Source organism: Streptomyces sp. NPDC045778 (genome assembly GCF_056431945.1).
In genome coordinates, this window is record NZ_JBWKJZ010000028.1 from 10,511 (window position 1) to 24,583 (window position 14,073).

At 70.3% G+C, this 14,073-nt stretch carries 8 protein-coding genes and 2 pseudogenes; 3 read left to right on the top strand and 7 right to left on the bottom strand.

Features of this window, described 5'->3' with window-relative positions:
• Positions 1–110: 110 nt before the first annotated feature.
• From AC07GB_RS29630 to AC07GB_RS29640, 3 genes are all read left to right on the top strand, one after another.
• Positions 111–5,450: a type I polyketide synthase gene (locus tag AC07GB_RS29630; protein ID WP_478850740.1), complete on the top strand. Its 5,340-nt coding sequence runs from the start codon at positions 111–113 to the stop codon at positions 5,448–5,450.
• 72 nt (positions 5,451–5,522) lie between these two features.
• Positions 5,523–6,848, top strand: a complete 1,326-nt coding sequence (locus AC07GB_RS29635; RefSeq protein ID WP_478850742.1) for an FAD-dependent oxidoreductase — start codon at positions 5,523–5,525, stop codon at positions 6,846–6,848.
• Positions 6,845–7,831 carry a spirocyclase AveC family protein gene (locus tag AC07GB_RS29640; RefSeq protein WP_478850744.1) on the top strand — a complete coding sequence of 329 codons (987 nt, stop codon included), beginning with the start codon at positions 6,845–6,847 and terminating at the stop codon, positions 7,829–7,831. The genes AC07GB_RS29635 and AC07GB_RS29640 overlap by 4 nt, the downstream gene beginning before the upstream one ends.
• 316 nt (positions 7,832–8,147) lie before the next feature.
• Here AC07GB_RS29640 and AC07GB_RS29645 read toward each other — a convergent pair whose 3' ends face one another.
• From AC07GB_RS29645 to AC07GB_RS29675, 7 genes and pseudogenes are all read right to left on the bottom strand, one after another.
• A complete protein-coding gene (locus tag AC07GB_RS29645) occupies positions 8,148–9,620 on the bottom strand; it encodes an FG-GAP and VCBS repeat-containing protein (protein WP_478850746.1) in 1,473 nt (490 codons plus the stop codon).
• Positions 9,621–10,105: 485 nt separating this feature from the next.
• Positions 10,106–10,246 (bottom strand): annotated as a pseudogene (locus tag AC07GB_RS29650) (IS701 family transposase); the annotation flags it as partial.
• Between the two features lie 198 nt (positions 10,247–10,444).
• Positions 10,445–10,624: pseudogene (locus tag AC07GB_RS29655) on the bottom strand (IS701 family transposase); the annotation flags it as partial.
• Between the two features lie 117 nt (positions 10,625–10,741).
• Positions 10,742–11,287, bottom strand: coding sequence for a GNAT family N-acetyltransferase (locus AC07GB_RS29660; RefSeq protein ID WP_478850748.1), 546 nt, complete (start codon positions 11,285–11,287; stop codon positions 10,742–10,744).
• A 225-nt stretch (positions 11,288–11,512) separates the two neighbouring features.
• Positions 11,513–11,848 carry an ANTAR domain-containing protein gene (locus tag AC07GB_RS29665; RefSeq protein ID WP_478850750.1) on the bottom strand — a complete coding sequence of 112 codons (336 nt, stop codon included), beginning with the start codon at positions 11,846–11,848 and terminating at the stop codon, positions 11,513–11,515.
• Between the two features lie 340 nt (positions 11,849–12,188).
• A complete protein-coding gene (locus tag AC07GB_RS29670; RefSeq protein WP_478850752.1) occupies positions 12,189–12,500 on the bottom strand; it encodes a hypothetical protein in 312 nt (103 codons plus the stop codon).
• Between the two features lie 820 nt (positions 12,501–13,320).
• Positions 13,321–14,013, bottom strand: coding sequence for an alpha/beta fold hydrolase (locus tag AC07GB_RS29675; protein WP_478850754.1), 693 nt, complete (start codon positions 14,011–14,013; stop codon positions 13,321–13,323).
• Positions 14,014–14,073 lie beyond the last annotated feature (60 nt).

The window sequence follows — 14,073 nt, forward strand, 5'->3', positions numbered from 1 at the left end:
GGCGCGGCCGCTTCAGGAGGGCCTGTGGGCCGCGGCGGCCGCCGGTGGCTGTGCGGAGGTTGTCGTCGAGTCCGGCTTCGTGAGCTGAACAGTATGGGGGTGTCGCATTCATGGCAGCGTCGGCTGAGGACCCTGTCGCGATCATCGGTATGGGGTGTCGGTTGCCGGGGGGTGTGGGGTCACCGACCGGTCTGTGGGACTTGGTGGCCAGTGGACGAGAGACGGTCGGCCCGGTGCCGGCGGGGCGGTGGGACGCGGCTCGGCTACAGGGGCATCAGCATCCCGATGGTGTGAATCGTTACGGGGTGGGGTGCTTCGTCGCGGGTGATCCGTGGTCGTGGGACCCGGAGGCGTTCTCGGTGGCTCCGGTGGAGGCGCCGTGGGTGGACCCGCAGTTTCGGATGCTGATGGAGGTGTCGTGGGAGGCGGTGGAGCACGCCGGGCTCCCGATCGACCGGGTACGGGGAACACGTACGGGCGTGTACATGGGGGTGTACTCGCCGGACAACATCTGGCGGGAGGCCAGGCCCGTCCAGGAGGCGCTGGATTCTCTGTACCTGTTCGGCAACTTCCATGCCGGTGCCGCCGGCCGCGTGGCGTTCGGACTCGACCTCCGCGGTCCGGTGATGGTGGTCGGCACGCATTGTTCGTCCGGTCTGGTCGCGGTCGACGTAGCGTGCACGCAGTTGAACGCGGGCGACTGCGAACTGGCGCTGGCCGGTGCGGTGATGCTGATGATCTCGCCGGAGACCCACCACCTGGAAGCACCGTACCTCTTGTCCCAGCGAGGGCATTGCCACGCTTTCGATGACCGCGCCGACGGTTACGTGCGCGGAGAGGGCGCGGGGACGTTGGTACTGAAGCGGTTGGCCGACGCTCGGCGTGACGGTGATCGGGTGCTGGCGGTGATCCGGGGGTCGGGGACGAACAACGACGGCAGGTCGGGCCGGTTGACTGCGCCGTCCACCGTGATGCAGCAGGAGTTGTTCCAGCGGGTGGTGGCGCGCGCGGACGTCGATCCCGGTGCCGTGGGTCTGGTGGAGACCCACGGCCCGGGCACCGCGGTGGGCGATCCGGTGGAGTTCGAGTCGTTGGACGCGGTGTACGGGGTCGGCCGAGGTGCTTGTGCGCTGGGTTCGGTCAAGACCAACATCGGGCACACCGAGCCGGTCTCGGGTATCGCCGGCACGATCAAGGCAGTCCAGGCGTTGCGCCACGGTCTGATTCCGCCGAACCTGAACTTCCAGACGTGGAACCGGCAGATCACCCGGCGCGCGAAGTCCCGGTTGTTCGTGCCCACCGCCTTGGGGGAGTGGCCGGTCCCGGAGGGGACCCGGTTGGCGGCGGTGTCCTCGTACGGACTGGTCGGCACCAACGCGCACCTCGTGCTGGAGCAGGCGCCCACCCGCAGCGGTTCTTCGCGGCGCCCCTCAGCCACTGTGCCCGGCGCCAAGGCCCCCGCCTCAGGAGCGGGCCCACAGGTGTACCTGCTGTCGGCGGGTTCGTCGGAAACCCTGGCGCGCAACGCGACCGGCCTCGCCGACTGGCTCGGCAACGACACCGCGGGCCGGGTGACGCCGCTGGCCGATCTCGCCCACACGCTGAACACGCGCCGGTGGCACGCGACGCACCGCGCTGGGCTGATCGCCGCGGACCGGGCCGAGATCGTCCAGGCCGCGCGGGCCTTGGGAGACGGGCTGGAGAGCGAATCGGTGGTGTCGGGTCCCGTGCTGCTGCCCGACGGGCACGCGGGTCCGGTGTTCGTCTACACCGGACAAGGATCGCAGTGGCCCGGCATGTGCCAGGGCCTGCTGGACGCTGAACCGGCGTTCCACCGGACGATCGACGCACTGGAACCGTTGGTACAGGCCGAGAGCGGGTTCTCGCTCCGGGCGATGCTCCGCGATCCCGCGCGGCTGAGCGGGATCGCGCGAGTGCAGCCCACGCTGTTCGCTGTTCAGCTTGCGCTGACTGCGCTGTGGCGATCTTGGGGGGTGCAGCCGGCCGGTGTCATCGGGCACTCGATGGGCGAGGTGGCGGCGGCGGTGGTCGCTGGGGCGCTGACCCAGGCCGATGCCGCCGCGGTGATCTGCCGGCGGTCGGCGTTGATGAGCACGATCACCGGTGGCGCCATGGCGTCGGTGCGGATGGGAGCCGACGAGGTCGCCACCGATCTCGACCGTGCCCAGGCCGATCGGGTGTCCATCGCGGTGCTCGCGGCACCGAAGGCCACCGTGGTGTCCGGCGCCCCGGCACAGATAGCCGCTCTGGTGCGGGAGTGGACTGGTCGCGGCGTCCTGACCAAGATGATCGACGTCGACGTGGCGTCGCACTCCGCACACGTCGACCCCATCCTCGACCAGCTGCACAAGACCCTGAGCGGGCTCGCCCCTCGACAGCCCCGGTTGCCCTTCTACTCCACAGTCACCGACGACCCCTGCGATCCGGGGCTGCTCGACGCCCGGTACTGGGTGAACAACCTCCGCCGTCCCGTCCGGTTCGCCGCCGCGTGCGTCGCGGCGGTGGACGCGGGGCACCGCCTGCTGATCGAGAGTTCGCCGCACCCGCTCGCGGTGGGGGCGATCACCGACACCACCCGCGACCTCGGTGTCGAAGAAGCGGTCGCGCTCGGCACCTTGCGCCGCGACGCCCCTGACCGCCACACCTTCCTGACCCACCTGCTGAGCGCTCACTGTGCTGGTGCCGACGTCGACTGGTCCCGCCGCTACCGCGACGGAGCACTGGCGGAACTCCCGCCCACCACATGGCGGCGGATCAGGCACGGCGGCACGGAGCCGCCCTACCAACTCATCGCGCCGCGTCTGGTCGGGGCCGACCAGCACCCCTTGCTCGGCGGGTACGTGCACGATCCGGACAATCCGGGGCGGCACCTCTGGCAGACCCCGATCAGCCCGGCCCGTGTGCCCTGGCTGGCCGATCACCAGGTCGCCGGTGTGCCGGTGCTGTCGGGGACCGCGATCGCCGACATGATGCTCACCGCCGCCACGCGCGTCCTCGACACGCAGCACGTCGCACTGGCTGGTCTCAGTCTGGACACGCCCCTGGTGCTCGCACCGGAACCGACGGTCACCACGCGCCTCACGCTCACCACCGGCGACCGCGAGCACGAGCATGAGCACGAGGCGATCGTGCTGGCCGGGAACCAGAGCGGTCCGGTGGTGCATGCCCGCGCCACGGTGCGCGCGCTGCCCACCCGGCCGGAAGCCACGCTCAGCACGCCGCCCGAGAACGACACCGACTGGCAGGACGTGGCGCCCGCGGTACTGTACCGGCGCTTCGAGGAACGCCACGGCGTGCAGCACGGCACCGCGTTCGCCGCGACCGAACGCCTGCGGCTGCACGAGGACAACACCCGGGCGATCGGCACGATCCGTATCCCCGACGCGGCGCGCGTGTCCGCCTGGACGATGACGGCCCACCCGGCGTTGATCGACGCGATGGTGCAGAGTGCCGCGGCGATCTGGCTGTTGCGCCATGACACCGAGCCGGGACCGGTGATGGTCGCCGGCATCGGCGACATCCGCGTCCACGGCCGAGTCGGCCACACCCGGCTGGCCCATGTCACGATGACCGCCGGCAGCCGCCTGGAGTTCTGCGCGAGCGCGGTGCTGACCACCCTGGAGGGTGTGGTTACCGCTGAGATCGACGGTCTGCGTCTGGTGAACATCACCTCGCCCGAGCAACGCTTCCAGCAGCGGGTCGCCCACCAGGCGTGGGAGCCGGTTCCGCTCGCGCGAGACGCCGGCAGTACGGCTGGCGCCACCCGGTGGCTGGTCGTGGCGGAGCCGGACGCCGACTGGGGCCGCGACCTCGCCGAGGCCCTGGGTGAAGGCACCCGGATGTTCACCCACGCCCTCACCGACCCCGACACCTTCCCCCACCGGCTCGCCGCACAGTTACGTCACGACGAGGCCGAGGAGGCAACAGCCGACTACGACGGCCTGGTGATCGCGCCGGCCGATCCCGCAAAGGGATTCCACGGGACGTCGTCGACTCACGCCCGTGCTCAGGTCACCCGCGCTGCCGCCGTCCTGGCCGAGCTTGCCACGCTGGCGCGACCGCCGCGCCTGTGGATCGCGCTGCGCACCACCGACGGCGGCCCGTCACCGGCCGTCGGCGGCTTGCCGGGCCTCATCCGCAGCGCCGTCTACGAATGCCCGCACCTGGCCCCCAGCATGGTCCGCACCGACGGCAGCGTCGAGGCCACCGACATCGCCCGTGACCTGCGCACCGCCGCCGATCCACCCACAGAGATCGCCTGGCGCCGGGGCGTACGCCACCTGGCCCGGCTCCGGTTGGGTCTGCCCGCGCCCGCACCCGCGTGGGCACGGGAGACGCCCGTACGTCCTGACGGCGCCTACCTGGTCACCGGCGGGGTGGGCGCACTCGGGCTGACCGCGGCCCGGTGGCTGGCCGCACGCCACGCAGGACACGTGGTGATCTGTGGCTGGAACGCGCCCTCCGCCGAAGTCCAGGCCGTCCTGGACCGTATCCGCCACGGCGGCACCGGGGTTTCCGTCGTCGTGGGCGACCTCGCCGACCCCGGCACCGCCCACCGCGCCGTCACCGCCACCGGCGGGCAGCCGCTGCGCGGCATCATCCACTCCGCAGGCGTCGTCGACGACGCCACCCTGACCACCCTCACCCCCGACCTCATCACCCGGGTGTGGCGCGGCAAGGCCGACGGAGCCTGGGCACTGCATGAGGCCACCCAGCACCATGACACCCCCCTGGACTTCTGGGTCAACTATTCCTCCTGCGCGGCACTGCTGGGCTCACCCGGTCAGGCCGCCTACGCCGCGGCCAACACGTGGCTGGACGAGTTCTCCGCATGGCGCCGGGCTCAAGGACTGCCGGCGACCACCATCCAGTGGGGCGCGTGGAGCGACATCGGGCGCGGCCAGCACATGGCCAAGCGCGGCCTGGGCCTGATCAGCCCCGCCGACGGCACCGACGCGCTGGAACGGGCCGTGATCGCCGGGTACGGCCAGATCGCCTACGCTCCGGTGGACCTCGACCGCTGGCTGGAGCCGTATCCCCACGCCGCCGCGAACACCCTGTTCGCCCACCTCGCCGACACCGCCGACCACGAGGGCAGCAGGCCCGTCGTGGCGGAACTGATGACCGCCACCGGCGGTCACCAGCGACGCGGCATCCTCGAACGCCACATCATCGACTGCGTTCGACAGGTCCTGGGCGGCACCACTCGCCATATCACCGCGTCCACCAGCCTGGTCATCCTCGGTGTGGACTCACTCGGCGCCCTCCAACTGCAGAACCGACTCGGCCGCAGCCTCGGCATCGTGCTTGATCCCGGTGTCGTCTGGGTCCGCCCCACCCCCGCCGCACTCGCCGAATGGATCGACCAGCGCATGGGCCACACCGACACCGCGACGGGCACCACCCGCCCGGAGCCGGTGCCGCCATGACGGCGCCGCGGCGCGTCGTGCTCTCGGCCATGTCGCGGCGCCTCCGGCTTCCCTCGACAGGAAGGTGACGTGATGCGAGCGGTCGTTGTCGGCGGCAGCATCGCCGGCTTGCTGGCTGCCCAGGCGTTGACGGACCACGTCGACGAGGTCGTCGTGGTGGAGCGGGACCAGCTGCCCGAAGGGCCGCGGCAGCGGCCGGGGGTGCCGCAGTCGCCGCACGTGCACGCGCTGGTGAGCCGAGGGCTGCGCGAGATCGAGCAGTTGCTGCCCGGCTTCGCGGCAGACCTGGTCGCGGCCGGTGCTCGTACCTTCGACTTCGGTGCGGACGCCGCGATCTACAACCCATCGGGCTGGGGCGCGCGGTTCCCCTCACCTCTGCGGATTCAGGGAGCCAGTCGGCTCCTGGTGGAATCCGTCCTGCGCCAACGCGTTCTCTCCCACTCCAAAGTCGTACTCAGCTCCGGGCGCGCCGCCGAGGGACTCGTCGGCGACACGACCACCGTCACCGGCGTGCGGCTTCACGCCACGCCCACCCCGATCGACGCCGATCTCGTCGTGGACGCCACCGGCCGGGGCTCCCGCGCCGACCGCTGGCTGGCCGAACTCGGCTGTCCACCGGTGCCGGAGGTCGTCATCGACGCGCACGTCGGCTACGCCAGCCGCCAATACGTCATCCCCGAACACCACAGCGCCGACTGGCACGCCTGCTACGTCCAACTCGCCGCACCCCACCGGCCCCGCGGCGCCGTGCTGGCCCCCGTCGAAGGCAACCGGTGGACCGTCAGCCTGCTCGGCGTCAATGCCCACCGTCCCACCAGAACAGAGGACGACTTCCTGCGCTTCGTCCGCAGCCTGCCCACCCCAGCCGTCGTCAACGCCCTCACCAAGGCCACCCCGCTGACTCCCATCACTGTCACCCACGCCACCGCCAACCGCCGCCGTTACGTCGAGCAGGCACACTCCCAACCAGCCAACCTCGTGCGCCTCGGTGACGCCGTCTGCAGCCTCAACCCCATCTACGCCCAAGGCATGAGCACCGCCGCCGCGGGAGCCGCCCTCCTGGCCCGCTGCTGCAGAACCGGGCGTGGCAGCGCCGATCTCGCCACACGATTCCACCGCCGGCTCGCTCACATCACCGCCTGGGCCTGGCAACTAGCCACGGCCACCGACCTGGCCTGGCCCACCACCGACGGGGGCCCGCCGACATCACTCCAGCGACTCAGTGCCCGGTACGCCCCTCAGGTCTTCGCTGCCGCCACCACCTACCCGCAGGTCCAGCGGGCGGTGCTCGACGTCCTCCACCTGCTGCGGCCACCACGCTCACTGCTGGCACCACCCATCCTGACCCGCACCCTGTGGTCACACCTGCAAGGCGCCACGGAGAGGAGCCTGCGTTGACCAGCAACACCGCACCCCCGCCACAACCGACGACTACTCCCGTCGCCAAGGACGGCTGGTTCCTGCTGCCCCGACCCGCCTGGACAGGTCTCGGCGTGGCAAGCCTGGTGATCCAACTGGTCATCTACGGGCGCTGGTTGCTCGACGGCGGCTACCGGCTCGCCCCGACCCGAAGTTCTGACAACAACTTCCCCATCATCACCGAACTGGCGGTAGGCGCGTTCTACAGCGCCATCGTCGTCGTCGGCCTCGTGGTCTACCTGCGCCGCATGCGCGGAGAAGGCCGCATGAACCTCGAACTCGCGCTGTGCCTCGGGACATTCTTGTCCCTGTGGATCGAACCCCTGACCAACCTGCGGGCCCAAGTCATGCAGTACAACGCCCACGGCGTAGGGGTCATCTCTTCCTGGGCTCCCTACACCCCCGGGTGGGCGGGTGCGCCGGCACACCATGAGCCCACCCAGCCCCTCATCCTCATTACCGCCTGGGTCGGTGGCGCCGTCGCCGGGATGACCGCCTGCAGCCTGCTCATCCGGCTTCGTAACCGCCGCCGGCTCAGCACTGCGCGCTTCATCCCCGTCTTCGTCGGGACCTGCGTCCTTTTCACGCTCCCGGCAGACCCGCTCTTCTACTCCCTCGGTTTCTTCCGCTGGGACAGCGGAATCAAAGGTTTCACCCTCTTCCCGGGAACCTGGCACCAGTTCCCCCTCTACGAAACGATCTCCTTCAGCATTCTCATGCTCAGCTACCTCACCTTCTACTACTGGTACAAGACCAAGGGAACACACTTCTTCGAACCAGCGGTCACCGCGCCTCGCCCTCTACAGCGCGTCATCCCCGTCCTCGCCGTCATCGGCGTCACCAACGCCATCATGATCTTCTACATCGGCATCCTGGGAACCTTCGGCCAATTCGGCACCATCAGCCCCGACCACCTCCCCGAATTCTGGGTCGTCCCCTCTCCCTCCTCACCGGCCGGATGAGAGTGCGTCTGAACGGGGAGACGCCCAAGCTTCGTGCGCCGAGCCCCCGCAGGGCCTGGGAGATAGGGCTGGCTACTCGCGAGAACCGTTGTCCGTCCGGCGGGAGAGGCCTTCGGCCTGTCCGTCCGGCCGGGGGGGGAGAGGCCTTCGGCAGGCGGGTCACTGCCGCGCATTCCCCATGTGTCGGCCCGCATCGACACGGCGTACCGCGGCTGGGAGCAGTGAGTGATGCCGTCTTCACGCCGTACGCTCGCCGCCCGTCGGCTTGCCGGCTCCATGGGCCGGGCGGGACAGACCCGCCCGGCACCTGGGTGCGTCAGCCTGCGAGCATGGCGCCGAACGACGAGTACTTCTTGGACAGGCCGAGCTGCCCCGGCCCAAATCCCGTCGAGGCCGTCGTGGAGTAGGGGACGGGGCCCTGGGCGCCCGGCAGGTGCCAGATCGCGCCCTCGTCGGAGTGCGCCTGGGACGAGGCGACCGTGAGGTCGGCACGGCCGTCGCCGTTGACATCGCTGGCCAGCAGCGCCTCGCCGAAGCTGTTGCCGGTCTCGCGTGTACCGGGTACGCCCGGGCTGTCCTGGTGCACGGCCGTCGCGCCTGCCGTCGTCAGGCCGGAGGCCGAGCCGCGCAGGTAGACCACGGCACCCGCGCCATCGATATAGGGGTCCTTGCCGTACGTCTCGCCGTCCACGCCGACCGCCAGGTCCGCGCGGCGGTCACCGTCGAAGTCGCCGATCGCCACGGCTTTGCCGAAGTTGTCGTAGGCCTCTGACGTGCCGGGGACCCCGGGGGTGTTCTGGGTCAGGGTCTTGCGCCGGGTCTTGCTCGGCCCGGACTTCGTCCCGTAGATGACGCTGATCTCGCCGCCCTTGGAGCCGGACGGCTCGTCGTCCGGCTCGTCGGGGTTGCCGAGGACGATGTCGCCGTAGCCGTCGCCGTCCAGGTCGCCGACGGCGGCTGTCGTGCCCGCGCGCAGCTTGGCGCCCTTGGCCAGGCCGGAGGCGGTGCCCTTGTAGAAGACGGCGGCGCCCAGGACGTCCTTGTCGGTCTGCTGGCCGGTGACGATCAGATCGGCCTTCTTGTCACCGTTGACGTGCCCCGCGGTGAGGCCGGGCCGCTCCAGTGGGGCCTGGTAGGTGGTGACCTTGCCGGTCCTGCCCTGCTTGGTGAACGGGCCGCGGATCAGGCGGATCCGGTACGCGTTGCGGCCCGTGTCGCTCTGCGCGGCCACGGCCAGGTCCGGCTTGCCGTCCCCGGTGAAGTCGGCGGCGGCAAGCCCCATGCCGAAGTAGCTCCCCCACAGGGGCTGGGGGTTCTTCACCGTCGTCGCGCCCGACAGACCCTTGCGGGAGCCCCATACGACCACCAGAGCCCCGGCGGCCTCGTTCCGGCCCGCCTTCTCCTTGGGGGCGGACACGGCGAGGTCGCTGTAGCCGTCACCGTTGAGGTCCGCGACGGCGAGCTGCTTGCCGAACTCGTCATTCTTCTCCGCGGCGCCCGGAACGCCGGGGGAGTTCTGGTTGATGACGGTCCGCCGTGACGTCGAGGCAAGACCCTGGCCTGTGCCGTAGGTGACGACGACCTGCCCCGCCCAGGCCTTGCCACCGACGGTGGCCGCTGGGGCGGCGACGGCGACGTCGCGGTAGCCGTCACCGTTGAAGTCCCCGGCCAGCCGGGAAGGGGGTGGGACGGCCGTTGCCGTCGTGGGGACGGCGAGGAAGCCGACCGTCAGGCCGGCGGCCACCGCGGTGGCGGCGGCCAGTCGGCCGGGGGTAGTGCGGAGGGTCATACGGGAGATCTCTCCTGGAGGTGCTGGTCTGGACCTAAGGGAGACCGGTGGGTGAGGGCGGGGGTTGTGCGTCAAGAGCAGGGGTGTACGTCACATTCATGCAGACCACAGCCTCTGTCTTGGAAGGCGACACATACACGACCGTCCTCTCCGAGCAGACCCGCGAACTGCCCTCCGGCCCCCTTGGCGCGGTCAAGCTCTCCTGCTCCCGCCCGGTCTGCGCGCCCGCATGCTGGGGCGGCGTGCCCCTGCCGCTCTGTCGGCTGGGCATGGCACACCGCCGACCTCGACACCGGGCCTCGCGGCACCCCACGACCAGCGGTGGCGGTACGGTGCGGCGGCTCCGTGGTACTGGCCCTGTACGCGGACTCCACCCAGCCCGGGCGGGAAGGCCTGAGTTCGCGGTAGTCATGCGCGATGCGCCAGCGCATTTTGGCCCAGCTCCTCGCAACGGTGACCGGTGTGGTGGCGGGCAGGCGGCTCCTCTTGCGCCGACCGTCCAGCATCATCCCGCGCAGACAGCACTTGCCCCATGCCCGCTGGACCTCACGCGGCACCGAGGCGAACACATCGACGACGAACAGTCCCAACACCGCCCGCAGACCCTTCACTTCATCTGCCTCCACCCGTCCAACACGCTCCTGAGTAGCCCCATCGACCAGACCTGACGAAGCACTACCAGGCCCTTCCGTCTCAGCCGCGGCCAGGCCCTCTCGCCGAACAGCCCTAGTACTCCAGTCAGAAATCGTTGGCTGTGCTGGTTCTTCTCCGGTAGTGGCAGCGCCGGGCGGTGACCTGGTGGCGTCTGCGCCGGCCAGACCAGCTCAGGGCGTGTGCGATGGGGTCGCCTCGGGGTTTGGGGTGGGGAAGTAGTACGTCCAGGAGTCGCCGGACTTCTGCCACGGTGACGGGGACAGTGCTGGTGGCGTCGTTTCTGCAGCCCCCTTTTCGGTGGCCTGGGCTGCGAGGACGGCCAGGATGGTGTGGGCGAGCATGGCCAGGGTATCGATCGCCTCAAAAGGCGCCGGGGGCCGTGGCCACGAGGCACGACAAGCTCGCGGTCCGCCACGAGGCGACCGCCCCGGGCGCGACCCTCAACGAGTGGCTGTGACCGACCCTCGTCACGACGGCGCTGCGTAACAGCGGATGGTCACCTTCTGGCGCGGACTCCACTGTTGCTCGACCGTGGCCATCAGCTCCCAGCCCAGCCGCTCGTACAGGGCGGCCGCCGCGGTGTCGGTCGCGACCACGTCGAGCACCGGATGCAGGCCACGACGCCGCGCTTCCTCCGCAGCCTGACCGATCAACAGCGCACCGATCCGATGTCCCCTCGCCTGCGGGGCAACGAACAGCCTGCTGACCACAGCGGTCATGGCCCGCCTCACCCCGTTGCGCTCGCTCCACAACTGCGGGGCCAGGTCGCCTTCGTCGGCTTGCGACAAGCTGACATGCCCCACCAGGTCGTCTTCGAGTTCGGCAACCCAGGAGCCCAGCAGGGAACCGTGTGACAGCCACTGGCCGGGATGAGCCGGCCAGTTCACCGGGTAGCCGTCGCGCGCGTGGACCTCCGCGAGGACCCGTACGCACTCCTCGATGTCGCTGTCAGCCCGCTGCCGGACCCAGCGGCTCGGCCTCTCGCCGGGCACCCCGGAGCTTTCGATGTTCACTCGGGCATGGAAACACAGGCCACGGAGTCACAGCCAGCCACTTTCGATGCGGGCCCTCGTCTGCGCTCGGTCCGGTCAGCTGCGGGCCCGCCGGGTCGTGTGGCTGCACGGGCTCTGGAGGCCTGGATCGGTGACACAGCCCGGGTGGCGAACCTGAGTACGCCGGGTGCGTCAGCGTGGCTTGAGAGACTCACAGCACGAGCTTCCCCCGGCTCGGCCAGGCGATCACGCCTCGCTGGACGTTCTCGCACAGGCAGCCTCGCGCAGCGTCAACTGGCGGGCCAGCTCCGCGCGGAGGGCGGCCGGCAGCTCCCCGCTCCGGGCCCAGGACAGCAGATGTTCGGCTACGGTGCGCAGCTTGGTGTTGCTGCGCATGGAGATCTCGCGCAGGACGTCCCAGGCTTCCTCGGGTGTCATCCGGCCGACGGCGAGGACGACGCCGATGGCCTGGTCGATGACCGCGTGCGAGTGCACGGCCTGTTTCAGCTGTTCGACTTGTTCTTGAAGTTCCCGCACCTGATCGGTGAGGGGCGCGGGCGCGGGGGGAGCGGTGACGGGCACGGCGGGCCTCCGATCAGTACGTGGGACTGCCGGATTCTGAGGTTCTCTTGCCCTGTGCGAGCTACGCCATCCCTCCCGCCCCCGGGAGGGTCGGGCCCCGCGCGTGAGGGGGGATGCGCTCAGGGCGGAGCCCGACGCAGGCCCTGGGGAAAGGGGGTGCGGGCCTGCTCCGCTCGGATACGGAGCGAGCGGCAGAGACAGCCTTGCGCCGAGACCGGAGGATGCGGAAGCCCCGATTCGGTCACGCGCCGAGAGGCGGGCCCTGCGGGTTCGGTTTTCACCTGGCCAAGTCGGGACATAGGCGCCGGATCGCCGCGGCCGCGTCCCGTGTGGTCCGCAACTACGCTGCCTGGTCCAACTGATCCGGGAGGGTGTCCTCGTCCGGCGGGTGTTGTGCGGCCTTCTCGCGGGCACGGAGGACTGCCCAGGCGAATGCGGTGAAGCAAGTGAGATACCAGGGCAGGGGCCACAGGGCAGGCCACCAACCGGCCTCCGGGGTGAAGAGCAGCTCGGTGGCGGCGGTGGTCATGCCGGCGGCGAGGCTCCAGCACAGCAGGCGGCCGGCCCACTGCACGGCTCGGGTGAGCCGGCCCTGGTGGTGGCGTCGTCGGGTGGCACATGAGGCGGGCGGGCATCTGCCGGGCGTACGCATCCGGGAAGGGTCCTTCACAGCAGGGGTGGTTGCCGCGGGCTGGGGGACCACGCATGCAGGACGGCGTAAGTGTGCATGATGTGAAGCACGGTCACATCAGCACCCGATCTGCGCCGGTTCGCCTTGAGACAACTTTTCCGCTCGCCCGTGGGGCGTCGTGACCAGCGTGTAGGCGTTGATTCCGCGGTCCGGGGGTGTTCCCGATAGGTCTGGACCTGGCCGAAAGTGGCTGGTCTCCTACGTCAAAAACCCAGGGAAGCGTCAGCACCGGAGAATTTCGGCCAAGCATCGCCCTGAACTCGCGTGCAGCAGCAACAATTCCCGGCCTCCATTAGGGTGATTGAGGTCTTTATATCCCGTATGGGCGGCCGAAGTGGCGGGGCCGATTCCGGCCTGCATAGAGTCGATGTTCAGGGGCATACCGCACCGATTTGTGTGCTTCCTGTGACAGCTTGTGTGTCACTGGTGATCGGTGGGGTTGCCGGATCCGGCTTCCTGTGTGGGGGGGGCGAGGCACTCGCGTGCCACGAGCGCGCCGCTTCGGCGTGCCCGGAGAACACGCAGAACCGCTCTCGTCTCGGCGATCACGACGGCCGGTGGTGCGGTCCTGCTGCGCGGCCCGCCAGGCGGCCACCTCCGGCGACGGCTTCGCCTCCGCCTGCGAGGTCGACGCCTCGGTTTCACCGGCCGGTGTGGCGGGATGCCCGATGGCCAGGGCGAAGGGCCGTGGCACCGGATCCTCGACACCCGCCTGAACGACGCCCTGGTGGCACGGGTGAACACCTCGATAGAGCGTGTACCGCATGCCAGCCCCGCCCGGTCACGCTGCTTTCGCATCCTCACCGGCCAGAAACGGATGCAGCAGCCCGAGCAGGGCCTGCGGCCGGTGCAGCGGGATGATGTGGCCGCAGTCTTCGATGACGTGTCGGGTGAGATCGTCGGTGACCGGGCGGAGTTGGCGTTCCAGCACAGAACCGACGGGCCGAGCGCCCAGTGCCATCGTCGGAACCGTCAGGCGGGCAGTGGCGACCGCCTGCTCGATCTGTACGGCGCTCTCGGGCAGGGCACGGTAGTACGAGAACGCGCAGCTCAGAGCCTGGCGGCCGGTGTATGCGCGGACGAACGCGTCCCGGAGGGCGGGGCGCACCCCGTCGCCGAGCGTACCGGCGCGCAGGAACCAGTCGACGTAGGCGGCCTCGTGGCCCTCCAGCACGGTCTCGGCGAGGCCGGGCGCGGCGGAGTGGAAGCCGAACCACCACGGCGGCCCGTCGGCGAGGAAGTCCTCGGCGCCGGGCAGCCGGCCCAGAAGGGACTCCATGACGACCAGGCGCCGGACGAGACCAGGGCGGCGCAGGGCGAGGAGGAAGGCCGGCGCGGTGCCCGCGTCGATGCCCACCACCGCGGCCGAGGAGACACCGAGTGCGGTGAGAAGCGCCGAGGCGTCCTCGGCCAGGGTGCCCGCGTCGTACCCGGAGGTGCCCCGCGCTCTCCCCCGCGGCCGTAGGAGCCGCACGCCCGCGCGCTTAGCCACCGTTGAGCCGCTGTTGATCACCTGATGCCAGCTTTCTCCGTG